Source organism: Pelomonas cellulosilytica (assembly GCF_021353265.1).
In the GTDB taxonomy this organism is placed as follows: Bacteria; Pseudomonadota; Gammaproteobacteria; order Burkholderiales; family Burkholderiaceae_C; genus Pelomonas; species Pelomonas cellulosilytica.
In genome coordinates, this window is record NZ_JAJTWU010000005.1 from 298,409 (window position 1) to 322,590 (window position 24,182).

Here is a 24,182-nt window from a genome sequence, read left to right on the forward strand (position 1 = left end):
CCGGCGGCCGGGCGCCTGTGTTCCACTTCCGGCCGTGAATCACGAAGTTCCCCAAGCCGCCAAGCCGGCCAAGGCGCCGCCGCCTGCCTTTCCCCTCCCCCAACCCCGCCACGCGTCGCGCCTGCCGGACAGCCTGACGCCTGAAGACTGGGCCCGCATCCGCCAGGCGGCGTATGCGCTGCCGCAGACGCTGACGCCGTCGGACCTCGACGACGGCACGGACGACGCGCTGGAGCGGCTGGGCGCCATCCAGGTCTCCAAGGCGGCCGGCGGCGCGCGGCCGAGCCGATGGATCCTGCCGGCGCACATCCCCGTCGCGCTGGCCCAGCTGGACGCCACACCGCTGGCCAACACGCTGCGCGCGCTGATGCAGCAGCGGCTGCACCAGCTCGAATCGCTCGGGCTGCGCCGCGAAGTCCTGGTGTTCACGCGGCTGTGCGTGCATCCCATCACGCTGGCGCATGAGGGCTGGCGCATCGACCTGTCGCACCGCGTGCCGGTGCCCGAGGCGCCGGTGTGGGCCTTCTTCCGCGATGGCGACCAGGCTGCACTACGCCACACATTGGGCCAGGCGCCCGAGTACTCCTACACCGCCGAGCTAGCACTGCACCTGAACCACCTCGTCGCCCGCAGCGAGGCGCTGGCCGACAGCACGCAACTCGCGTCGCTGCTACCGCGGCTGCAGGCCGAGTGCGGCGTGCCCATGCCCTTCGACGACCTGAAGGCCGCGCTCACCCGCGCCCAGGATCGTTGGGAGCAGCAGGTGGAGGAACAGAGCACGATGGCCAGCCTGGGCCGCGAGCTGGCTTTCCAGGGCTACCCGGACAGCTTCGACACGGCGCGCAAGCTGGGCCGCAAGGTCACGCTCTACCTGGGCCCGCCCAACAGCGGCAAGACGTATGCGGCCTTCGAGCGGCTGGCGCAGGCGCTGGACGGCGCCTACCTCGCTCCGCTGCGGCTGCTGGCGCTGGAGGGACGTGACCGGCTCGTGGGCCGCGGCGTGCCCTGCTCGCTGCTGACCGGCGAAGAGAGCGTGCCGGCCGACAACGCCCGCGTCGTGTCCAGCACCATCGAGATGGTCAACACGCGCGACGTGGTGGACGTGGCCGTGGTCGACGAAGCGCAGATGATCTTCGACGACTCGCGCGGCTGGGCGTGGACGCAGGCCATTGTCGGCGTGCCAGCGCGCGAGCTGGTCATCATCGCGTCGGCCTACGCGGCCCCGGCCATCGAACGGCTGCTGCAGCTGTGCGGCGAGAAGCCCGAGAAGCGCTTCTTTGAACGCAAACAGCAGGTGCAGCTGATGCCCGCGCCGGTGCCGATGAACCACCTGCACGCGGGCGACGCGGTAGTGGCCTTCAGCCGACGCGACGTGCTGATGCTGCGCGACCAGATCGCGCAGGACGGCCACGCCGTCAGCGTCATCTACGGTGCACTGCCGCCGGAGGTGCGCCGCCGCGAGGCTGAACGCTTTGCCGTCGGCGCGAGCGACGTACTGGTGGCTACCGACGCCATCGGCATGGGCCTGAACCTGCCGATCCGCCGCGTGCTGTTCTCGACGCTGACCAAGTTCGACGGCGTGGGTGACCGTGAACTCAGCGTCAGTGAGGTGCACCAGATTGCCGGTCGCGCGGGCCGCTACGGCATGCACGACGAGGGCTTCGTCAGCGTGCTGAAGGAGGCCGAGGCGGACGCGATGAAGACGCTGCGCAGCCTGCTGCCCAAAGAGCCGCGGGCACCGCGTGACTTCAAGGCGCCGGTGGCGCCGAACTGGCGGCACGTCGACACGATCTCGCGGCGCCTAGGCGTGAACAAGCTCTACGCGGTGCTGAGCATCTTCATGCAGCAGCTGCGACTGGACGATGCCCACTTTGCGGTGGCGGAACTGGAGCAGATGCTGGAGCTGGCCGAGATGCTGGACCGCAACGCCGGCACGCTGCCGCTGAACGAGCGCTTCAAGTATGCGCAGGCACCGGTGGATTCGCGCCTCCCGACGCTGGTGGACCAGTTCGGCAACTGGGTGCTGAATCACGCGCGCACCGGCAACGCCGGCGAGCCGCACTTCCTCGACGAGTACGACCAGCATGGCCGCCTGGACCGCATGGAGCAGGCGCTGCGCATATGCACGCTGTGGCTGTGGCTGGACCTGCGCTTCCCGGGCGTGTACGGCCATGTCGAGGAGGTCATCGACCTGCGCGGCCGACTGAATGACGGCATCGAGCGGCAGTTGAAGGGGAAGAAGGCGTTGTGGCAGAGGCGGGGACGTTAGGCATCGTTAGCATGTCGGTCCGACCTTGAAGGATCGCCCATGAAAGTGCTGCCGCTTGCCCTGCTGCTCTTCAACACCATGGCCATCGCACAGGGTCTGCCCCATCCCAGCCGTACGGTCTACCGCTGCGAGTCGGAGGGGAAGGTCATCTACTCCGACGAACCATGCCTGGGCGCAAAGAAGGTGGACGTCGAGCCGACTCGCGGATTGAACAAGTCCACGGGACAAGAGCTGCAGGGTCGGGATGTCCGCAACGAGCGTTTCAGAGAAACCGTTGCGGATGCTGCTCAACCGCTGACCGGCATGGATGCAAAGCAGTTCGATCAAGCTGGGAGACGCCAGCGGTTGAGCGCCGCCGATCAAAGGCAATGCCGCTTGCTGGACCAACGACTGCCTGCTGCGGAAGCCGCTGAGAGAGCCGCCAAAGCCGGTGCTGAGCTGGTCGCAGCCCAAAGGCAGGTGTTTGAGCTGCGAAAGGCCTACCGCACGTTGCGCTGCGAGTGAAGGCGGTAGGGGGCTGCCCGGGTTCGATGCGAGCTCTCAACGCCGCACCACTCCCAGCGCCATCAAATCCCTCGCCGTCGTGACCAGCGTCTCCCGCTGCGGCCGCGGCACCCAGCCGAGCACCTCGCGGGCATGGCTTGCATCCTGGTGCCGCACGACGCCCAGCTCGCTGGTGGCGGCCCGCACGGCAGGGCTGAACTTCGCCAACAGCCGGACCGCCCAGTCGGGCAGTTCGCGCGTCGGCACATTGCGTGCCGCATCGCCCAGCTCGCTGCGCAGGATGGCCGCCATCTCGCGCAGCCACAGGAAGCCGCCGCAGGCAATGAAACGCTCGCCGGCCATGCCCGGCGCCGTCAGCGCGCGGACATGCAGGTCGGCCACGTCGCGCACGTCGACGACGCCGAAGCCGATGCGCGGCACGGCGGGTAGGCGGCCCTGCAGCAGGCTCTGCACGAGCACGACGCTGGCCGAATAGTCCGCGCTGGCCACTGGCCCCAGCACGACGGACGGATTCACCGTGCAGAACGCCAGCCCGCCGCCCTCGCGCGCCACCCAGTCGCGCGCGGCGCGCTCGGCGATGGTCTTGGACTGCACATAGGGCGGGATGCCCGGCACGTCCAGCCGTGTCCAGTCGCGCTCGGTCAGGTGGTGTTCGCCGGGGCCGTGGCCGTAGGCGACGGCGGCAACGGAGGAGGTCATGACAACGCGCTCGGCGCCCGCATCGCGCGCGGCTTTCAGCACGCGCAGCGCGCCGTCGCGGGCCGGCACGATGAGCTCGTCGGCATCCCGCGGCACGCCTACCGGCAGCGGCGACGCGACATGGGCCACGTGGCTGCAGCCCGCCGCGGCCTCGGCCCAGCCGGCGTCTGACCGAAGGTCGGCGACGAAGCAGCGCAGCGGGTCACGCATCGCGCCGTCCGCGGCGCCGAGCAGGCTGCGCAGCGCCGGCTCGCGCGCCAGGTCGCGCAGCGTCGTGTGCACCTGCCAGCCACCGGCCAGCAGCTGGCGGATCAGCACGCCGGCGATGTAGCCGCTGCCGCCGGTGACGAGGATGCGACGAGGGGGGAGCATCACGACATTGTCCAGGCGGGCCGTGACATAGCATGCCCCGCATGAACACCCCGTCCCCGCGCCCACCGGCCGGAGCGCACGAGCCCGCTCGCAACCCCGGCGGCTGGCGGCTGCGGATGTACACAGTCATCTTCGAGGCCGACACCCGGGCCGGCCGGCTGTTCGACCTCGTGTTGGTGGCGCTGATCCTGGCCAGCGCGACCGTCGTCGTGCTGGACAGCGTCGCCAGCGTGCATGACCGCCACGGGGCGTTGCTGACGGCGCTGGAGTGGTTCTTCACCGTCGCCTTCACCGTCGAGTACATCGCCCGCCTCGTCTGCGTGCGCCATCCGCTGCGCTACGCGCGCAGCGCCTTCGGCATCATCGACCTCGTGGCGCTGCTGCCCACCTACATCGCCGTGTTCGTCCCGGGGCTGCATGCCCTCATCGACGTGCGGCTGCTGCGCCTGCTGCGGCTGTTTCGCATCCTCAAGCTCGGCGCCTACGTCACCGAGTTCGGCCTGCTGGGTCGGGCGCTGGTGGCGTCGCGGCGCAAGATCCTCGTGTTCATGGTGTTCGTGCTGATGGTTGTGACCATCATGGGCACGCTGATGTACGTCGTGGAGGGGCCAGAGAACGGCTACACCAGCATCCCCGTGGGTGTGTACTGGGCCATCACGACGATGACGACGGTGGGCTTCGGCGACATCACGCCCAAGACGGACCTCGGCCGCGTCATCGCGTCCACCATGATGCTGCTGGGCTGGGGCACGCTGGCCGTACCGACCGGCATCGTCAGCGCGGAGTTCACGGCGCAGCGCTTCGGCCGCTCGCCCACCACGCGCACATGCCATGAATGCCTGAGCGAAGGCCACCTGCCCAGCGCCCGCTTCTGCCGCGACTGCGGCGCGCCGCTGCCGCCCTGGCAGCACGACGCGACGCTGGCCGACCCGTCCACGCCCGGTCAGCGGCCCGGGTAGCGCCCAGGCCCGTGCCGCCGTTCAGCCGCCCGAGTCGCTGCCGCGCCCGGCGGGACGGGCCGTACAGCCCGCGGTCGACAAGCCGTACACGGCCAGCGCCGCGCGCCAGCGCTCGCTGCATGCCGCGCGACCCACTGCGTCCACCGTGGCCTGCGCCGTCCGCTCGTCCGCCATCCGCACCAGCACGCGGCGCACGATGACCTGCGGCTGCGGGAAGGGCGTGAAGCGCAACGGCCGCGCACAGCCTGCCAGGGGCGCCGTGCCAGCCAGCTCCGAGCGGCTGATGACGACGAAGTCCACCCGGTTCAGGCACAGCTTGCGCAGGTTGGCGACATGGTCGATAGCGTCATCCCGCTCGATCTCGCCGGCCTCGATGCGCGGACCCAGCACCCGGTAGACATGGCCGACGATGCCCCCCAGCCGCAGGCCGCGCAGCGCGTCCAACGACGGCACGTCCAGCGGTCGCACGGTGACGATGAGGTTCTCGTCCACCATGACCGGGGCCGACCAGCGCTCACCCTTGCCCAGCACCGCCGGCGGTAGGAACTCTGGCGCCAGGAAAAGCGCCAGGCCCCGGAAGGCGCCGCCGTCGAGCGCCATCTCCAGTCGCCGGCGCGGCACCGCTTCAAGCTGGAACGCGAGCGCCGGGGCCAACTCGTCGTTGAGCTGGGCCAGCAGCCGCGCGGCCAGGCCGCCCGCACGGTCATCGGTCAGCGTAAAGGGTGGTTGGGCATAGCTGTTGAGCGCCGGCAACCGCTCGGCCGACTGGGCGCGCAGCGGTGCGCCGATCCACGCCGCCGCCAGCACCACCACAGGCATCCAACGCCGCCAGGCAGGGCTAGAGCACCAGGTGGGGAGAGGAGTCGTCCGTCGCATGGGAAAGTTAGGGAGATCATCGCATCGCGCACGCGCGACGGCGGCAGCGCGGCTCCCGGACCAGCCTGCAACGCGTTGGCACCCCACCGCGCCCACTATCCCCGGGGCCACTGCCCATTGCAAGTCGCGCGACGAGGGCCGACAGTCGCGGCTTTTCCCGATCCCGGACCATCCCTTGACCCCGACCACCCTGACCCCGGAGGCCGGCGCCGCCACGAGCAGCGACCCGCGCATCCGCCACGATCGATCCTTCCTCGGCCATCCCGCCGGCCTCGGCTGGCTGTCCTTCTGTGAGCTGTGGGAGCGCTTCAGTTACTACGGCATGCAGGCGCTGCTGGTGCTCTACCTCAGCAACTACCTGTTCCTGCCGCAGCACATCGGCCAGGTGGCCGGCATCGAGGCGCTGCGCCACGCCATCGAGAGCGTCACCGGCCCGCGCTCGCCGATGCAGCTGGCCTCGGCCGTGTTTGGCCTCTACACGGGCTTCGTCTACCTGACGCCGCTGTTCGGCGGCCTGCTGGCCGACCGTGTGCTGGGCCGTACGAGGACGGTCGTGCTCGGCGCGCTGCTGATGGCCTCCGGCCACTTCCTGATGGCCTTCGAGACAGCGCTGCTGCCGGCGCTGGGCTGCCTTCTGCTGGGCGTGGGCTGTTTCAAGGGCAACATCGCCGCGCAGGTGGGCGACCTGTACGCGCCGGGTGACAAGCGCCGCGCGAGTGCCTTTCAGATCTTCATGCTGGCGGTGCAGGTGGCCGTCATCGCCGCGCCCATCGTCTGCGGCACGCTGGGCGAGCGCGTGGGCTGGCACTGGGGCTTCGGCGCGGCCGGCGTGGGCATGCTCATCGGGCTGGTCGTCTACCTGGCCGGCCGCCGCTGGCTGCCGCCCGAGACGAAGCGCCAGGCCGCCCAGGCGGAGGGCCGCCCGCCGCTGGGCCGGCGCGGCGCGCTGAAGGTGGTGTTGCTGGTGGCCATCCTGCCGCTGCTGATGCTGTCCATCGTCGGCAACCAGCAGTTCAACAACGCCTACCCGCTGTGGTCGCAGCAGCACATGGACATGAACGTCGGCGGCTTCGAGGTGCCGGTGACGTGGCTGCAGGCGGTGGACGCGCTAGTCAGCACGCTGACGATGCTGGCGTCGCTGGCCTTCTGGCGCTGGTGGGCCACGCGGCGCACCGAGCCCGACGAGATCACGAAGATGGCGCTGGGGTCCTTCGTCGCCGCCGGCGCACCGGCGCTGCTGCTGATCCCGGCGATGGCCATCGAGGCCAGCGGCGCCAAGATCAGCATCCTGTGGACTTTCGCGTACACGCTGGTCAACGACATCGGCTTCGCCAACATCATGCCGGTGGGTCTGGCGCTGTTCTCGCGGGCCGCGCCGCGCGGGCTGCAGGGCCTGATGATCGGTGTGTACTACCTGCACCTGTTCTTCGGCAACAGCTTCGTGGGCTGGCTGGCTGGGCTGCTGGAGGTCATGCCCGGCTCGCAGTTCTGGCTTCTGCATGCGGCCCTAGTGGCCGCGGCCGGCGCCGGGCTGCTGGCGGTGAAGCTGGTGTTCGGCAGGCTGCTGGCGCCCGACGACGACAGCGGCCGCTGACACGCGGCCCGTGCAGGCGGCGGCTGGCGTGACTTGAATCACGCGCGGCCGCTGCAATCGAACGGCAGCGCGGCACCCGCCCTGGCACATTGGCCGGTTCAGGGAGGTGTTTCATGCGCGCAAGGGATTTGCTCCACCCCGGCATGTGGGCCGTGCGCCAGCTGCGCTTCGGCACCAAGCTGACGGTGCTGTTCGTGCTGGCGGCCGTGCCGCTCGTCAGCATCGTCGTCATGATGCTGCTGAGCAACCGCGACGAACTGCACCTCACAGCCACCGAGCTGGAAGGCATCGGCTGGGTCGAGCAGGCCAGTGCGCTGACGCGGGCACTGCAAGCCCACCGCGGGCTGACGAACATGGTGTTGCTGGGCGAGGACTCGCTGGTCGGCCGCCGCGACGCCGTGCGTGCGGACCTCGACAAGGCCCTGCAGGCCCTCGACGCCTCGATGCAGGCCGCCGGGGCGACGGCACCCGCCGCCTGGCCCGAGCTGCGGGACCGACTGCGCCAGCTGGTCGGCCAGCTCGAGGGCGTGCCGGCCAGCAAGAGCTTCAGCCTGCACAGCGGGCTCGTGGAAGAGATGTCGCGCCTGACCTACGAGCTGGCCGAGCGCTCCAACCTACTCTACGACCCCGACCCGCTGACCTACCTGCTGATGGACATGGCCGTCACGCGGCTGCCCAGCTGGCGCGACCAGTTGGGCCTCGTGCGCGGCCGGGGCGCCACCATCCTCAGCTCGCCCGGCGCGGACACCGCCGACGTGGCCACCATGGCGCTGCTGATCGAGGAGCTCGCAGCCAGCACCCGCGACGTGCGCAACAGCCAGCGCCTGCTGGCCGAGAAGGGCTTCACCTCGGCCAGCTTCGACGCAGCCGCCACGGCCGTGCAACAGCTGGTGGAAGACCACCGCCAGCGCTTCAAGCCCGGCATGCGGACCGACGAGGCCGAGCGCTACTTTGCCGACACGGGCAAAGTCGTCGAAGTGCTGGGCGCATACCAGCGCGACGTGAACGACGCGATGCGCCAGGCGCTGCAGGGCCGCCGCGGCGATCTGGTGCGCAAGGCCTGGCTGGTGGCCGGCGGCTCGGGCGTGGTGCTGCTGCTGTTCATCTATTTGATGCTGGCCTTCCAGATCAGCTTCCTGGCCGACCTGCGCCAGGTACTGCTCTTTATGGAAAGCACCGCCGAGGGCGACCTGAAGCACCTGGTGCGGTTCCGGGGGCGAGACGAGCTGTCCGACATGTCGCGGGCCATGTCGGTCATGGTCAACAACATCGCCGTCATGGTAGCCACCGTGCGCAGCAACGCGGCACTGCTGTCGGGCTCGGGCGACCAGCTCGTGCGGGGCAATGAGGCGCTGTCGGAGCGCACCGAACAGCAGGCCGCCAACCTGGAGGAAACCTCGGCCAGCGTGCAGGAGCTGGCGTCCACCGTTCAGGTCAATGCCGAAGCCGCGCAGTCGTCCGACGCGTCCGCCCAACAGGTGCGCGAGACGGCCGAGCAGGGCGCCGCCGGCATGAAGGACGCCGTCGCCTCCATCGAGGCCATCGCGGCCGGCGCCAGGCGCATGGACGAGATCGTCGGCGTCATCGATTCGCTGGCCTTCCAGACCAACATCCTCGCACTCAACGCAGCCGTCGAGGCCGCCCGCGCTGGCGAAGCCGGACGCGGCTTCGCCGTCGTGGCGGCGGAGGTGCGCACGCTCGCGCAGCGCTCGGCCGCGTCCGCCAAAGAGATCCGCCAGCTCATCACCACGTCGTCCGGCCAGGTCAACGACGGCGTGGGCCTCATCCGGGCCGCGGGCGAGCGCATCGAGGCGATCGCCGGCGGCGTGCGTGCAGTGGCGCAGCATATGTCGCAGATCTCGGCCTCCAGCGCCGAGCAGAGCGCCAGCCTCAGCGAGATCACGTCGGCCATCCGCCAGCTCGACACGCTGACGCAGCGCAACGGCGCGATGGTGGAGCAGGCCGTCGCCCAGGCGAACGAGCTGCAGCACCGCGCCCGGCTGCTGACCGAATCGGTGGCCGTGTTCAAGCTGCCGCAGGGCACCGCCGACGAGGCCCGCGAGCTGGTCGACCGCACGCTGGCGCTGCGCCGCGAAGCAGGCGGGCGCGACGCGCTGCTGCGGCTCATCAACGCGCCCGACAGCGGCCTGTCCGACCGCGACATGTACGTCTTCGCGCTCGACGCCGGCGGCCGCTATGTCGGCTTCGCCGGCAACCCGGCCCGCGTGGGCCAGCGCGTGCAGGACGTGGCCGGCGAGCCGGGCGCGCGGCTGGTGCAGACGATCATCGAGCAGGCCGAGGTCGGCCCGGGCTGGGTGGAGTACGTGATGCCGCACCCGCAGACCGGCACGCCGCAAGAGAAGATGTCCTACGTCGTCAAGGTGGACGACCTCTACGTGGGCTGCGGCGTCTACAAGAGCTCGATGATGGCGCTCTGACCGACCTACGACGGGCGCCGGCGTTCCTACACTGTCGTCCATGATCACCGTCCACCACCTCAACAACTCCCGCTCACAGCGCGTGCTGTGGCTGCTGGAAGAGCTGCAGCTGCCCTACGAGATCCGGCACTACCAGCGCGACCCGCAGACCAGCCTGGCGCCGCCCGAGCTGCGCCAGGTGCACCCGCTGGGCAAGAGCCCCGTCATCACCGATGGCGGCCTCACCATTGCCGAGAGCGGCGCCATCCTGGAGTACCTGGTGGACCGCTACGGCAACGGCCGCCTGAAGCCCGCCGGCGAGCAGGACCTGCTGCACTACCGCTACTTCATGCACTTCGCCGAAGGCTCGGCGATGCCGCCGCTGCTGATGAAGCTCGTCTTCAACAGGATCAAGCGCGCGCCTATGCCCTTCTTCGTGAAGCCCATCGCCCGCGGCATCGCCGACAAGGTGCTCGGCAGCTTCGTGCAGCCCAACATCGACGCCCAGCTGAAATTCCTCGAATCCGAGCTGAGCACACGGCCGTGGTTCGCCGGCGCGGAGTTCTCGGCGGCGGACGTGCAGATGAGCTTCCCGCTCGAAGCCGCGGCGTCCCGCGGCGGCTCCATGGACGCGTACTCGCGCCTCAGGGACTTTCTGGCGCGCATCCATGCGCGCCCGGCCTACCAACAGGCGCTGGAGCGGGGCGGGCCTTACGACCTGATGAGCTGACGTCGCACAGCTCGGCACGTCCAGAACGGAAACGGCTCACCCGTAGAGCCGCCGCCCCACCAGCACCAGGTCGCGCTCGCTGCCTTCCAGGCGTGCCACGCGCGGCATGAAGCCCCAACGCTCGAAGCCCTGCTCCTCGAAGAGTCGCAGGCTTCCGGTGTTGGACGCGAAGATCGTCGCCGTCAGCACCTCGATGCCCAGTGAAGGCGCGGCCTTGGCCGCCTGCGTGAGCAGGTAGCTGCCCAGCCCGCAGCGCTGGCGCGCCGGGTGCAGGTAGATGGCCAGGTCGGCCGTCATGAAGTAGCCCGGCCGCTCGTTCATGAAGTGCAGGAAGCCGAGATAGCCCACGACGCCCAGCGCCGGCTCGTCGGCATCCTCCGCCACCCACAGCGGCCGGTGATGCGGCGTGTGCTTCAGGAACGACGGCCGCCGCGCTTCCACGGTGATCGGCTCCAGGTCGCAGCTGCAGGTGCGGGTGGCGACGGCGGCGTTGTAGATGTCAACGATGCGGGGCAGGTCGGCCTCGACGGCGTGGCGGTGGGTGAAGCGCATGGGCGGGGCTCCGGAGTGATACGGTGGCGACCCGGTCAGCGGATGGTCGGGCCGGTGCACCACTGCTGCTCGCAGGGCACGCCGTCGCGGTTGCCATCCATCTGCGTGCCGGTGCAGTGGTTGATGAACCAGGTCGCCTCGGCGCAAGACGTCATCTGCGAACACTGCGTGCGGCCGTCGCAGCGGAAAGGCGTCGCCGGTTCGGCGGGCGCCGCGACGGGCGGCGATGTGACTGGCGTGCTCTCCAGCTGCCGGCGCAGGCTGGCCTGCTGGAACTGCCGGGTGCCCCATGTGCCGGCAACGACGAGCACCACCAGCAGCAGCGCGCCACCCAGCAGGCCGGCGCCGCCGCGCCGGGTCGCTTCCGGCGCGGCTGGCGAACGAGGCACGGCCGGCCGGCTGCCCACCGCCGCGCGCACCACCTGCACCGCCTGCGGCCGGCCATCAGCGCCGCGCCCGCGCTCGAAACTGACTGTCTCGCCGACGACCGGCTTGGAGCCGTCGCGCGGGAAGGCGCTGATGTGCACGAACAGCTCCGGCCCGCCCTGCGTGGGCGCGATGAAGCCAAAGCCACGTTCGTCGTTCCACGAGCGCAGGATGCCGGACGATCGCATGGGGTCTCCCTGACCAAGACTCTTGTCCGCGCATGATGCCGCCAGCGCGGCCTTCGTGTCAGCCGGCGTGCACCGCGGGCCGCGCCTTGTAGAACGTCACCGGCTCCGCCTTCAGCTGCTTGAGCACGTTCTTGCGCATCGCGCCGACGACGTGCATCTCGCAAGGCCTGCAGTCGAAGCGCAGCGTCAGCGTGTCGTCGCCATGCTTCAACACCAGCGGCTCGGCGCGTACGGTGCCCTGCACACCGGTGACGCCCTTGGCCTGCTTGGGGCACAGGCTCAAGCTCCAGCGCACGCAGTGCTTGGTGATCATCAGCGGCACCTCGCCCAGTTCCTCGTGGCTCTCGTAGGCGGCGGCGATGACCTTGACGCCGTGGCGCGCGTAGAACGCGGCGGCGCGGCTGTTGTAGACGTTGGCGAGGTAGGTAAGCGTGTCGTCGGGGTAGGGCACGGGCGGCTCGGCGGGCGCGGCGCGCGGCAGGCGCTCGAACGCCGCGTCGCGCGCAGCCTCCAGCGCCGCGATGCCCTCGCGGCGTAGCGCATTGAGCTTGCTGGCCGGCAGGAACAGCGGCTCACCACGCATCGCCAGCCGCACGCGTCGGGCGCTGAAGATCGTGTCGCCCAGCTTGGCCAGGCCCTCCTTCAGCTGCGCGTCGGCCTGCTTGCCGTCCCGCGCAGGTTCGTGCGCGTGCGGCAGCCGCACCACCGCCTTCGCGCCAGTCTCGTCCTTCAGCGTCAGCTCGAAACCGGCGGCCACCTGCGCCAGCGTCAGGTCAACGGCGATACGGCGCTCGGCGCTGGGCTTGGCGAGCAGCCGCTCCCAGGCCATGTCGCGGTTGCGGCTGATGGCCGTGCCGGGGAAAAGCTCTTTCATGTCGGCAAAGCTCTGGCCTTTCGACAGGTTCGGCTCGATGCGCCACACCGTGCCGCCAAGCGGCGTCGCCACGTTGACCGGCACGCCCTGCAGCTCGCCCTGGCGGTCCCACCACGTGAGCGCGTCGCCGTTGTTGACCACCCGCGTCGCGTCGCCGGTGTCGAGGTCGAAGTCGGCCGCGCCGACGCGCTTCACCTCGCCCAGCGGCATGCCGGCGTGCTTGGGGCTGTCGAAGGCGCCGATGTCGATTTGGCGGCCGTTGACGAAGTAGTCGGTGCCGCCGCGGTTGAAGGCCTGCTCGGGCTCGGGCGTGAACGTGAAGGTGCAGCGACCGTGGCCCGTCGAGGCCAGCTCCGGGCGGCGTTCCATGAGCGTGTCCAGCAGTGTGCGGTAGTGCGCCGTCACGTTCTTGACGGTGGCCATGTCCTTGTAGCGGCCCTCGATCTTGAAGCTGCTGATGCCGGCGTCGATGAGCGCTTCCAGGTTGGCACTCTGGTCGTTGTCCTTCAGGCTCAGCACATGCTTGTCGTGCGCGATGACGCGGCCCTGCGCATCGGTCACCGTGTAGGGCAGCCGGCACTCCTGGCTGCAGCTGCCGCGGTTGGCGCTGCGGCCGGTGTGGGCGTGGCTGATGAAGCACTGGCCGCTGTAGGCCACGCACAGCGCGCCATGCACGAAGAACTCCAGCGTCGCGTGCTGCACCTGCTCGCGGATGGCGAGGATCTGCTTGAGGTCCAGCTCGCGGGCCAGCACCATCTGCGAGAAACCCACGTCCTGCAGGAAACGCGCCTTTTCGGGCGTGCGGATGTCGGTCTGCGTGCTGGCGTGCAGCTGCAGGGGCGGCAGGTCCAGCTCCAGCAGGCCCATGTCCTGCACGATGAGCGCGTCGACGCCGGCATCAAACAGCTGCCAGGCCTGCTGGCGCGCGCCCTCCAGCTCGTCGTCGCGCAAGATGGTATTCATCGTGACGAAGATGCGCGCGTTGAAGCGGTGGGCGTGCTTCACGAGCCGCGCGATGTCGCCGATGCCGTTGGGCGCCTTGTCACGCGCGCCGAAGCCCGGGCCGCCGATGTAGACGGCGTCCGCCCCGTGGTTGACTGCCTCGATGCCGATGTCGGCGTCGCGGGCGGGAGCAAGCAGTTCGAGACGGGTGGTCGTTGCGGCGTGCATGACAAATTTTACGAAACGATCCCGCTGCAGTTGCAGTGCAACATGAAGTGGTACTAGCCTCCTGGTAGCGCCACCAGGCGCCAAGGGAGTGGCAATGAGAACCTGGATCGAGAGACTGGGCCTGGGCAGAAAGCTGGCAGCGGTGGCCTTGGTCAGCGTGCTGCTGTGCTTGGTGCCGTCACTGCTGTTCCTGGAACTCGCTCGCAGCGCCGAGGCCCAGCTCAGCAAGGAAAGCGCGGCCATCCCCGCCGTGACGCTGGGCGTGAAACTCGCCCGGCTGACGGCCCAGCACCGCGGCCTGGCCAACAGCCAGCTCAACGGCGACGCTGCCGCCGAGGCCAAGCGTGCCGCGGTCTGGCAGCAGTTGCGTGCCCTGGAGCCGCCAAGCCTCGAAGCCGCAGGTGCCATGCCAGGCACGGCCCTCCCCGGCGAGCTGGGCGAGCGCTGGCGCGCGCTGAAGCAGCTGGGGGAGGCCGTGGGCAACCGCAGCATCAATGCTGCAGACAGCTTTCGCCAGCACACCGAGCTCGTCGATGCGCAGCTCGCCTGGGTCTACGAGGTGGCAGTGGCCTCCGAACTGGTACTGCATCCGTTCGCCAGCGGCTATTTCCTGCAGGACGCCGCGCTGCTGCACCTGCCGCGCAGCGCAGAGATGCTGGGTCGGTTGCGCGGCGCCGGCATGGGCATGCTGGTCAAGGGCGAGCTCGCGCCAAGCGACCGCCAGCGCCTGGCCGCGTTGCTGGACAGCGCACTGGCGGCCCAGACGAACGCGGACCGCGCGCTGGCGCGGGTGGCCCTGCCGGACGAGGCGGGGCGGCAGATGTCCACGCTGTCGGCGGCGCTGAAGGCCCGACTGGCCGAAGCCCGTCAGCGCGCGCTGCAGGACATCATCGAACCCGCCACGCCACAGCTGCGCCCGCAGGACTGGTGGGCCACGACAACGGCCGCCATCGACGCGCAATACGCCGTCAGCGACGCCGCCATGGAGGCGCTGGAGCGCGACCTGGCACGGACACTGGCCGACGACCGCCGCACGCTGATGCTGGGGCTGGGCGCCATCGCCGGGCTCGCCATGCTGGGCGGCTGGCTGCTGTGGACCATCGCGCGCCAGACCTCGCGCTCGATAGGCCGCGCACTGGACATCGCGCAGGCGGTGGCCGAAGGTGACCTGGCGCAGCAGGCCGACGTGGACCATCGCTCCCTCGACGAAGGCGAACGGCTCACCGCTGCGCTGGTGGACATGGCCGGCAGGCTCAGCAGCGTCGTGTCCACGGTGCGCCATCGGGCCGACGAGGTGGCCCACGCCAGCCAGGAGATCGCCGCCGGCAGCGCCGACCTGTCGTCCCGCACCGAGACGCAAGCCGCCGCGCTGGAGCAGACGACGGCCTCCGTCGACGCGGTCCGGCAGGGGCTGGAGCAGGGGGCGCAACAGTCCAGCCAGGCAGCCGGCCTAGCCAGCGAGGTGCGCCGGCTGGCCGAGTCGGGCGGCAGCACCGTGGCGGCGCTGGCCGGCACGATGCGCGACATCCAGACCAGCTCGCAGCGCATCGCCGACATCATCGGCACCATCGACGGCATCGCCTTCCAGACCAACATCCTGGCGCTGAATGCGGCTGTCGAGGCGGCCCGCGCCGGCGAGCACGGCCGCGGCTTCGCCGTGGTGGCCAGCGAGGTGCGCGCGCTAGCGCAGCGGGCCGCTGCGTCGTCCAAGGAGATCCGCACGTTGATCACCGAGAGCGTCGAGCGCGTGGGCAGCGGCCATACCCAGGGCGAGGAGGCCACCGCGCTGATGCAGCAGGTGGTGGAGGCCATGGGCCGCGTGGACAGCGTCATCGGCGGCCTGAGCGCGCTGTCGCGCGAGCAGCACCTCAGCATGGACGAGGTGGGCATCGCCGTGCACCAGATGGACGACATGACGCAGCAGAACGCCGCCCTCGTGGAGGAAAGCGCCGCGGCGGCCGAGAGCCTGCAGCGCCAGGCCGAGGCGCTGCGCGAGGTGATGGCGCGCTTCCGCACGGTAGCCGGCTGACCGCCGCGTCCGTCAAGCCGGCGTCGTCGACTCGCCTTCGGTGCGCTGCGCGGCCGGCCGCGGCTCGCTCCATGCCGCCACCAGCCGCGTCTCGCGCTGCCAGCTCGCCAGGCTGCTGGGCATGCCGTCCGGCGTCAGGCCGTCGCTCTGCACGGCGCCGACGAAGCCGTCGCGCCTCCGCGCCTTGGCGGCATACAACGCCGAGTCGGCAAGCGCCAGGCAAGCGCGCCAGTCCCACAGCCGCGGCTGCTTCGGGTCCAGCGGGAAGGCGCAGAAGCCGATAGACACCGTCACGTGGACGGCTTCGCCGGTGCCGATGTCGAACGGCTGTTCGCGCACGGCGGCGCAGACGCGCGCGGCCAGCTCGGCGGCGTCGCGCCGCTCGGTCTCACGAGCCAGCACCAGCACCTCCTCGCCGCCCCAGCGCACGAGAGAGTCGGTCTCGCGGAACACGCCACGCAACCGCGCCGCCAGCTGCACCAGCACCGCATCGCCCGCGGCATGACCATGCTCGTCGTTGACGCACTTGAAGTGGTCCAGGTCCAGCAGCATCAGCAGCAAGTCGGCATCGGGCCCCGGATCGCCCGGCGCCTCGAACCGGCGCAGGCACAGCGCGAGGTCGTCGTCCAGCCGCAGCTCCAGGTAGCGCCGGTTGCGCAGGCCGGTCAGCGCGTCGGTCAGGCTCAGCTCGCGCAGCTCGGCGGTGCGCTCGGCCACCAGCGCCTGCAGCTCGGCCTCGTGGCGGCGCAAGGCGCGCGTGCGCCAGCCCGTCCAGGCCCAGACGGCCGCCAGCCCGGCCAGCAGGGCGGCAACGTGGGCCAAGCCGGTTTCCCACCAGGCCGGCGCTAATTCGATGGGCACCTCCAGCATGGCGCCGTCCCAATGCTCGGGATGGGCCGTGGCGCGCACCTGCAGCGTGTAGCGGCCGGGCTGCAGCGGACCGAAGCTTGGGTTGCGGCCCGTGGCGTCCACGCGCGTCCAATCGTCGTCCAGTCCCTGCAACCGATACTGGTAGCGCAGCCGCGCGGGGTCGGCAAAGTCCAGCGCCGCAAACTCGACCGATAGCGTGCGCTTGCCGGACGCCAGCGGCAGCACGTCGCCGGCATAGCGCGGCGGCGCCGCGGGCTGGCCGTTCACGCGCAGGCCGCTTATGACCAGAGGCGGGCTGGCGTCCGGCGCCTGCCAGACCTCAGGCAGCACGCGCAGCAACCCGCGGCTGCCACCGAACAGCAGGCCGCCGCCGGGCAGCTCGGCGCTGGCGAAGAACCAGAAGCTGCCGAAGTTGGCGCCTTCGGCCGGGCCGAAGCCGTCGATCCGGTCGGTCGCCGGGTCATAGACGTTAAGCTGGCTCCAGATGCGACCCTGGGCGTCCTCGTGCAAGTGCCCGCCGAAGACGCCCTCCAAGCCGTGGCGCTCGCTGATGCGCTCGAAGCGCGCACGACCCTGCGCGTCCCAGCCCTTGAGCCGGTGCAGGCCGCTAACCGGCGTGTCCAGCCACAGCTGGCCGTCGCGCGCCCACAGCAGTGCCATGACGGCCGGGCTGCCCAGGCCCTCACCGGGCGCCTGCGGCACCGGCCCCAGCAGCCCGTCGCCCGGCTCGCGCTCCCGCAGCAGGCCCTTTTGCCCGCCCACCCACAGCCGGCCATCGGGCGCCTGGCGCAGCACGTAGACGCCGCCCTGCAGCGGCGGGCCCTGCGGCGGCTGCACGCGCACCAGCGCGTCCGCCGCCGGGCCAGCCAGCCGGTACAGCCCCTCCTGCATGCCCAGCCACACGCCGCCGTCGGCCCGCAGCATCAACTGCTGGGCCCGGCCGCCGTCCAGCGGCCAGTCGCGCAGCAGCCGGCCGTCGGCGGCCCGGTGCTCCAGGCGGCCGGCCGCGGCCATCCACAGGCTACCGTCGGCTGCCTCTGCGAGGCTCTCGACGACGCTGTGCCGCTCGCGCGGCCACAAGCCAAGGCTGGCGAGGTCGCGACCGGGCCGGCCGTCCAGCCGCACGACGGTGCCGGACTGCGTCGCCGCCAGCACCTCGCCGGAGCGCAGCACCAGCACGGCACGCACGTCGGCCTCGGCCAGCGGCCCGCCCGCGTCGACATCGGGCCCGCGCACGGCCAGCGCCGGATGGCTGAGGTGGCGCTGCACGCCGAGGCCGTAGCCGCTGACCCACATCGCCCCGCTGCGGTCGCGCAGCAGGCCGCTGATGTCGTTGCCCGCCAGCCCCGTGAGCCGCCGCGCGTCGTTGTGCAACTCGGCCTCGACCGCGCCGCTGTCGACATCCACCCAGAACAGCCCATTCTTGGCGCCCACCCAGAGGCGTCCGTCCACCGCCTGCGCCAGCGCCTGCACGGGCTGGCGCAGCGCCTGCACCCAGCGCACGCGGCCCCGCTCGACGACCCCCAGCCGCCCGTCCTGCGTGCCCAGCCAGACGCGGCCGGTGCCGTCTTCGACCAACGCCTGCACGGTCGCGCCCCTGGGCAGGTCGCCCAGGCCGGGCAGCTCGACATCACGCCACGTGCCCTGCACCCGCTGCGCCAGCCCGCGCCAGTGGCCGGCCCACACGCTGCCGTCGCGCGCCGCGCACACCGCGAGCACGCGGGACTCGGGCTCGCCGTGCCACGTCAGCGCCTGCGGTTCGACCTGGCCATGGCGCGGGTCGTACCGCTGCAGGCCACCGCCCAGCGTGCCGATCCAGACGACGCCGTCGCGGTCCTCCGCCAGCGCGCGGATCGGGGCCGGCGCAGCACCGTTGGCATGGCTGACGACGCGGTCCAGCGCGGGGTCGTAGGCCACGAGGCCACGAAACTCCGTGCCGATCCACATGCGGCCATCGGCCGCCGGCGCCATCGCGCGCACCCAGCCCAGGCCGCGCTGCGCCGGTGTGTCGCCCGCCATCTCGATGGGGCGCAGACGGTAGCCGTCGTAGCGCATAACGCCCTTGCTCGTCGCAACCCACAGGAAGCCGGCGCGGTCCTGCGCGATGGCGGGCACCGAGTTCTGCGGCACGGCCACCGTGCGGAACTGGACTTCCAGGGGGCCGGCACCAGCGCCAGCCCAGCCAAGATGAAACGTCAGGACGGCCAGCAGGCCCAGCAGACAACGAACCAGGGGCATGGGCGCGCATCCTAAGCCGCCCATGAGCCGGCAGCGGCCGTAGGAACGTCAACTGTTCAGCAACTGGGCAAGCATGCGGGCCGGGTCGGCCATGAATTCACGCATCACGCGGAAATGTGCCGTTTCCTCGGCCCGCACGCGCTCGATGCCGCCCGCGCCAAAGCGGTAGACCCAGGCGTCCGGGTAGGCCATCAGCAGCGGCGAATGCGTCGCAATGACGAATTGCGAGCCCTGGCGCACCAGTTCGTGCAGGCGGCGCAGCGCGTCCAGCTGGCGCTGCGGCGATAGCGCCGCCTCGGGTTCGTCGAGCAGGTAGAGGCCGCGCGGGCCGAAACGCTCGTGCATCAACTTCAGGAATGACTCTCCATGCGACTGCTCGTGCAACGAGCGCCCGCCATAGGCGTCGATGACCCGCGGCCCGCCCGGCCCTTCGTCCAGCCTCTCGATCTCGGTCGCGACATTGAAGAAGCTCTCGGCGCGCAGGAACCAGCCGTCGCGCCAGCGCTTGACGCCCTTGGCGACGCGCAGATGCTCATGCAGCTCCGAGTGCGACACCCGCGTGCCGAAGTTGAAGCTGCGGCTGCCGCCTTCCGCGTTGAAGCCCAGCGATACCGCCAGCGCCTCCAGCAGCGTGGACTTGCCTGACCCGTTCTCGCCGACAAAGAACGTCACATGCGGGTGCAGTTCCAGCCGGTCCAGCGTCTTCACGGCCGGCAGGCTGAACGGGTAACGGTCGAAGGACTCGACCTCGTCGCGCTTGAGCGCGAGATGGAAGACGAACTGGGAGGCGAGCATCGCCGGTGCTCCATGGCGCAAAGCGCCCGACTATGCCGCCAGCTCAGGCCGCCACCGCATCCACCACCACCCGCCCGTCCAGCAGCCTCAGCGTGCGCGACGCCTGTGCCGCATGCTCCAGCGAGTGCGTCACCATGACGAGCGTCGTGCCCTCGGCATTCAACTCGCGCAGCAGGCGCATGACCTCCGCCCCGTGCGCGCTGTCGAGGTTGCCAGTCGGCTCATCCGCCAGCAAAAGCGCGGGCCGCGCCGCGATGGCACGGGCAATTGCCACGCGCTGCTGCTGGCCGCCGCTGAGCTGGCTTGGCCGGTGGCCGGCGCGGTGCCCCAGGCCTAGGCGTTCCATGACCTCAGCCACCCGCGCTCGGCGCTCGCGCGCCGGCATCTCGCCGTACTCCAGCGCCAGCGCGATGTTCTCGGCCACGCTGAGGTCATCGATGAGGTTGAAGCTCTGGAACACGAAGCCGATGCGGCCACGGCGCAGCGTGTTGAGCTGTCTTTCGTTCCAGCCCGCGACGTTGTGGCCGTCGAACCAATACTCGCCGCTGCTGGGCGCGTCCAGCAGGCCCAGGATGCCCAGCAGCGTGGACTTGCCGCAGCCCGACGGCCCGGTGATAGCGAGGTATTCGCCGGCCTCGATGTCGAGGTCGATGCGGTCCAGCGCGGTGGTCTCGATGTCGCCGGTGCGGAAGGTCTTGGTGAGGTGCTTAAGGGTGAACATGGTCAGTTGAGATCCAGGGCGGAGGCGCCGGCGAAGGCGCGGTAGGGGGAGACGACGACCAGCTCGCCGGGCTGCAAGCCGCCCAGCACTTCGACGACGCCGTCGGCGCGGCGGCCCAGCTGCAGCGGGCGGCGCCGGGCGTGGCGGCCGTCGGCGTCGAGCACGAAGGCCCAGGCGCCGCCGGTGTCGGTGTAGAAGCCGGCGTCGGGCAGCAGCAGCGCCTGCTGCGTGTGGCCGAGCGTGAGGCGCACGCCCAGGCCCTGGCCGACTTGCAACGCCGGCGGGTCCGCGTCGAAGGCCAGCTCGACGCTGAAGCGGCCGTCCTTGACCAGCGGGTCGATGCGGGCCACATGCAGCGCGTGGTCGCGGCCGTCGTGCGTAAGCGCCGCAGCCAGGCCTTCATGCACGCGGGCGAGATGGAATTCGTCCAGACGCAGGTCCAGCTTGAAGCGGCCCAGGCTGTCAAGCCGCGCGATGCGCGTGCTGGCGCGAACGCTTTCGCCGACCTGCAGCGTCAGGCCCGTCACACGGCCAGCCACCGGAGCGCGCACGGCCAGCCCTTCGCTGGCGGCGCGCATCGCGGCCAGGCGCTTGTCCAGGTCGGTCACGGCGCGCTGCATGGCCTCGATGGACTGCTGGCGCGTTGCGAGTTCCTCGCGGCTGTCATGGCGCGCCTGCGCGACCAGCCGCTCCGTCATCGCTAGCTTGTCGGCCGAGTCTTCCAGTGCCGACGGCGACAGGAAGCCGGTGGCGGCCAGCTCTCGGTTGCGCTCGTGCAGGCGGCGCACGCGCTCCAGCTCGAACTGGCCTTGCGTCAGCTCACGGCGCAGCTGCGCCTGAGCCTGCATCAGGCCGGCGCGAAAGGTGGCGAGGTTGGCCGTCTGCTGCGCCGCTTCCGCCGAGCGCGCCATCAGCTCCTGCGCACGCTGGGTGCTGCTCAGCACGACCAGCAGCTGGCCGGCCTCGACGCGCGCGCCGTCCTTCACCAGCACCTGCTCGACGCGGCCGTCCTCGGTCGCGTCCAGCAGCACGGACTGCAGCGGCTGAGCCGTCGCGCGGCCGACGACGACGTCGCGGAACGGACCCGTCTTCGCCACGGCGATCTCCACGTCCGCAAGCGCCACCGGCACGCCGCGCGGCCACACGCGCACCAGCGCCACAGCCATCGCCAGCGCTACGACGACCCCCATCGCGATGAGCCGGTAACGCCGCGGCGCCGCCACACGGCGGTCCATCGAGGCGCCGGACTCCGCCCGCACGGGCCGAGTGCCGGTCCGCTCCCAAGCCGGCCCGTCAAGGTGATCTAAGTTCGGCTGAACGCCGAACGTATCGCCATCCCCACGGGCGACCGGCGGGGCGGGCCCGCGTTCAGCGCGGAACGACCAGACGAGGGGCTTCATTGAAGTGCCTGCAACGGCCGCAGCGCCAGCGCGGCGCGCAGGTGGCGCGCCACGGCCAGCAACGTCACCACCGCCAGCAGCGCCGCCGAAACCAACAGCACCCACAGCGAGAACGGGCCCACGGGCGCGCGTTCGACAAAGTCCGCCAGGTAGCGCTGCGACAGCCAAGCCGCCACCGGCAACGCCACAGCGCAGGCCACCGCCAGCACGCCCGCGAACTCTTTCGCAAGCAGGCCCGCCACCGCGCCCGCGCCGGCACCGTGGAGCTTGCGCAGCACGATCTCGCGCTCACGCAGCCGCAACGTGTAGGCCGCCAGAGCGTAGATGCCCACAGCCGCGAGGCCCAGCGCCATCAGGCCGGCAACGCCGATGAGCTGGCCCAGCCGCGTGTCGTCGGCCACCGTCTGCAGCAGCATGTCGCGCACCGTCAGCGCGTCCAGCATCACGTCGGGAAACGTGGTCTTGACCAGCGTCGTCAGCCGGCGCCGCGTGGCCTGCGGGTCACGGCTGTGCACGCCGATGGCGCCGGCCTCTCGCTCGGCCAGCGGCGTCATGGCGTGCGGCTGCGGCGGGCTGCGCGGGCCCTCCAGGCGGATGTCGTCGATGACGGCCACGACGGTGACCGGCTTGCCGCCCCGGAAGTTGGGCACCACGCCCAGCACCTGGCCGATGGCCGCCTCGGGGCTGGCGAAACCCAGCACGCGCACGGCGCTGCGGTCCAGCACGATGGCGGGCTGCGCGGTCTCGGCCACGTGATCGGCCGACAGCCGGCCGGCCACGACACGCATGCCGTAGGCCTGCAGATAGCCGGGCGTGAAGTCCACGCCGGTGCGCAGGTTGACGGGCGTGCCGCCGGGGCCGCGGAACTCGGAGTACCAGCTGGAAGCGTCGCGCCCCGGCACGTCGTCGGCCGCGCCGGCCGCGATGACCTCGGGCCAGCTGCGCACGCGTTCCAGCAGCGACGTCACCTGCGCTGGCTGCGTCCACCACGGCAGGTCGATGGCCACGCGGTCTTCCAGCTCGAAGCCGCGCGGCATCTCGCCCGCATGGCGTGCCTGCCACAGCACCGTCAGCGACAGTGACGCGAACAGCGCGGCGGCGCCGAACTGCAGCGTCGTCATCAAGCGGCGCAACCAGCGGCCGGCGGCGCCCTCGCTATGGCTGCGGCCGGCCAGCGACTCGGCGGGCCGCACGCGCAGCGCGATGGTCGTCAGCGGCAGTGCGCTGAGCGCCGCGATGGCCGCGCACAGCAGGCCCGTCAGCCCTGCCATCGCGGGGCTGAGCACCGGGGCGTGGAACTGGCGCCGCATCAGCATTTCGGCCAACGGCGTGGCCCACCAGGCCAGCAGCAGGCCCAGCGCACCCGCCAGGCCCGCAACGACGAGCGCCTCGGCAAAGAACTGCCGAGCCAGTTGCCCAGCACCAGCGCCCAGCGACTTGCGCAGCCCGATCTCGCGCTGGCGGCGCAAGGTGCGCACGCTCCACAGGTTGATGAAGTTGATGACGGCGAGCGCCAGCACGCCGGCCGCCGCGGAGGCCAGGCTGCCCAGCTGCAGGCGGCGCTGCGGGCTGCCGGCGCCATGCAGGCCGACGTCCTTCACCGGCAAGGCACGCAGGTAAGCCGCCTTGCCGCCGCCGCGCAGGAAGTCGGCCGGGAGGCCGGCCGGCAGCGGCTGTTGGTCGATCAGGCGCTGGGCCAGCACGCCCAGCTGCTCGGCCGTGGCGCCCGGCTGCAGGCGGGCGAACAGGCGGCCGCTGCCCTGGTACCAGTTGTCCGACAGTTTCAGGTAGGCCTTGGCTGCTGGCGCGTGGAAGCCGGCCAGCGCATCGAAAACCAGCGTTCCGTTCGGGTTCGGGGTGGGCAGCACGGCCTTCACGGTCAGCGCGAATTGCCCGCCGGGCGAGCCGTCGGGCAGGGGAGGCAACGAGATCGTGAACGTGCGGCCCAGCGCCTGCTGCGTGCCGAACAGCTGTTCGGCGGATCGCGCGGTCAGCGCGATCCCCTCGGGCGTCGACAGCGCCGCGTGCAGGTCGCCTGCCAGGGGCCGCAGGTCGAACAAGGTCTGCAGGTCGGCATCGGCCAGCGCGATGTGCAGGCGCATGCTGCGGCGCGCGCCCGGCGCCTCGCCGGCATGGGCCGGCAGCTGCGTGTAGAGCACGCGGCTCATCGGCCCCACCGGCGCACCGCTGTCACGCAGCGCGGCATGCAGCGGCACGGCGGGCACGCTGTCGAACCAGGCCGTCGTGATGCCGCCGGGGCCGCGCACCCGCCATTCGAAGGCGGCGAGGCGGTCGTGCTCGGGCAGGTCGCCGTCGGGCCACAGCATGTCGTGCAGGAAGCTGGCCGTCAGCAGCGTGAGCGCCAGGCCCAGCGCGAGGCCGGTGATGACGAGGGCAGCGGGGCCGGGTTCGGCGCGCAGCTGGCGCCAAGCGCCGCGCCAGGACGTGGAGGTGGTGAGCAGGAGCATGACCGGTGTTTTCGCAAAAGCCGCGCCAGCG

Annotated in this window: 17 protein-coding genes; 7 read left to right on the forward strand and 10 right to left on the reverse strand. The window is 71.1% G+C overall.

Going from position 1 to position 24,182, the window contains the following annotated elements; all coding sequences use genetic code 11:
• Positions 1 to 34: 34 nt before the first annotated feature.
• Entirely contained in the window at positions 35 to 2,269 is a 2,235-nt protein-coding gene (locus tag LXT13_RS28810; RefSeq protein ID WP_233372683.1) for a helicase-related protein, read from the forward strand.
• 39 nt (positions 2,270 to 2,308) lie between these two features.
• Complete coding sequence (locus tag LXT13_RS14665) at positions 2,309 to 2,773, forward strand: DUF4124 domain-containing protein (RefSeq protein ID WP_233372684.1); 465 nt, start codon at positions 2,309 to 2,311, stop codon at positions 2,771 to 2,773.
• 36 nt (positions 2,774 to 2,809) lie between these two features.
• On the opposite strand, the gene LXT13_RS14670 is transcribed toward LXT13_RS14665, so the two are convergent.
• Entirely contained in the window at positions 2,810 to 3,844 is a 1,035-nt protein-coding gene (locus LXT13_RS14670) for an NAD-dependent epimerase/dehydratase family protein (RefSeq protein ID WP_233372685.1), read from the reverse strand.
• A gap of 41 nt (positions 3,845 to 3,885) precedes the next feature.
• On the opposite strand from LXT13_RS14670, the gene LXT13_RS14675 reads away from it, so the two are divergent.
• The gene (locus LXT13_RS14675; RefSeq protein ID WP_233372688.1) at positions 3,886 to 4,803 is read left to right on the forward strand and encodes an ion transporter; all 918 of its coding nucleotides are present in this window, start codon (positions 3,886 to 3,888) and stop codon (positions 4,801 to 4,803) included.
• A 21-nt stretch (positions 4,804 to 4,824) separates the two neighbouring features.
• Here the strand turns inward: LXT13_RS14675 and LXT13_RS14680 are convergent, their stop codons facing one another.
• A complete protein-coding gene (locus LXT13_RS14680) occupies positions 4,825 to 5,622 on the reverse strand; it encodes a hypothetical protein (protein WP_233372689.1) in 798 nt (265 codons plus the stop codon).
• A 232-nt stretch (positions 5,623 to 5,854) separates the two neighbouring features.
• Here LXT13_RS14680 and LXT13_RS14685 point away from each other — a divergent pair, with 232 nt between their 5' ends.
• From LXT13_RS14685 to LXT13_RS14695, 3 genes are all read left to right on the forward strand, one after another.
• On the forward strand, positions 5,855 to 7,273 hold the full coding sequence (locus LXT13_RS14685) for a peptide MFS transporter (protein ID WP_233372690.1): 1,419 nt from the start codon (positions 5,855 to 5,857) through the stop codon (positions 7,271 to 7,273).
• 113 nt (positions 7,274 to 7,386) lie between these two features.
• Positions 7,387 to 9,711: a methyl-accepting chemotaxis protein gene (locus tag LXT13_RS14690; RefSeq protein ID WP_233372692.1), complete on the forward strand. Its 2,325-nt coding sequence runs from the start codon at positions 7,387 to 7,389 to the stop codon at positions 9,709 to 9,711.
• Positions 9,712 to 9,751: 40 nt separating this feature from the next.
• Positions 9,752 to 10,420 carry a glutathione S-transferase family protein gene (locus LXT13_RS14695; protein ID WP_233372693.1) on the forward strand — a complete coding sequence of 223 codons (669 nt, stop codon included), beginning with the start codon at positions 9,752 to 9,754 and terminating at the stop codon, positions 10,418 to 10,420.
• Between the two features lie 36 nt (positions 10,421 to 10,456).
• Here the strand turns inward: LXT13_RS14695 and LXT13_RS14700 are convergent, their stop codons facing one another.
• Genes LXT13_RS14700 through LXT13_RS14710 form a run of 3 tightly spaced genes read right to left on the reverse strand, consistent with a single transcriptional unit; the run spans position 10,457 to position 13,630 of the window.
• The gene (locus tag LXT13_RS14700) at positions 10,457 to 10,972 is read right to left on the reverse strand and encodes a GNAT family N-acetyltransferase (protein ID WP_233372695.1); all 516 of its coding nucleotides are present in this window, start codon (positions 10,970 to 10,972) and stop codon (positions 10,457 to 10,459) included.
• 35 nt (positions 10,973 to 11,007) lie between these two features.
• Positions 11,008 to 11,586, reverse strand: a complete 579-nt coding sequence (locus LXT13_RS14705) for a cold shock domain-containing protein (protein ID WP_233372696.1) — start codon at positions 11,584 to 11,586, stop codon at positions 11,008 to 11,010.
• A 58-nt stretch (positions 11,587 to 11,644) separates the two neighbouring features.
• Positions 11,645 to 13,630, reverse strand: a complete 1,986-nt coding sequence (locus LXT13_RS14710; protein ID WP_233372698.1) for a peptidase U32 family protein — start codon at positions 13,628 to 13,630, stop codon at positions 11,645 to 11,647.
• Positions 13,631 to 13,724: 94 nt separating this feature from the next.
• Between LXT13_RS14710 and LXT13_RS14715 the strand changes: the two genes are divergently transcribed.
• Positions 13,725 to 15,659 (forward strand): methyl-accepting chemotaxis protein, encoded by a 1,935-nt coding sequence (locus LXT13_RS14715; RefSeq protein WP_233372700.1) that lies wholly within the window; start codon positions 13,725 to 13,727, stop codon positions 15,657 to 15,659.
• A gap of 12 nt (positions 15,660 to 15,671) precedes the next feature.
• Here LXT13_RS14715 and LXT13_RS14720 read toward each other — a convergent pair whose 3' ends face one another.
• From LXT13_RS14720 to LXT13_RS14740, 5 genes are all read right to left on the reverse strand, one after another.
• Positions 15,672 to 18,767 carry a ligand-binding sensor domain-containing diguanylate cyclase gene (locus LXT13_RS14720; RefSeq protein ID WP_233372701.1) on the reverse strand — a complete coding sequence of 1,032 codons (3,096 nt, stop codon included), beginning with the start codon at positions 18,765 to 18,767 and terminating at the stop codon, positions 15,672 to 15,674.
• Positions 18,768 to 18,815: 48 nt separating this feature from the next.
• On the reverse strand, positions 18,816 to 19,562 hold the full coding sequence (locus LXT13_RS14725) for an AAA family ATPase (protein ID WP_233372703.1): 747 nt from the start codon (positions 19,560 to 19,562) through the stop codon (positions 18,816 to 18,818).
• 43 nt (positions 19,563 to 19,605) lie between these two features.
• A complete protein-coding gene (locus tag LXT13_RS14730; RefSeq protein ID WP_233372705.1) occupies positions 19,606 to 20,283 on the reverse strand; it encodes an ABC transporter ATP-binding protein in 678 nt (225 codons plus the stop codon).
• A 2-nt stretch (positions 20,284 to 20,285) separates the two neighbouring features.
• Positions 20,286 to 21,518 (reverse strand): efflux RND transporter periplasmic adaptor subunit, encoded by a 1,233-nt coding sequence (locus LXT13_RS14735; protein WP_233372707.1) that lies wholly within the window; start codon positions 21,516 to 21,518, stop codon positions 20,286 to 20,288.
• A 161-nt stretch (positions 21,519 to 21,679) separates the two neighbouring features.
• Positions 21,680 to 24,151, reverse strand: a complete 2,472-nt coding sequence (locus LXT13_RS14740; RefSeq protein ID WP_233372709.1) for an ABC transporter permease — start codon at positions 24,149 to 24,151, stop codon at positions 21,680 to 21,682.
• Positions 24,152 to 24,182: the final 31 nt, after the last annotated feature.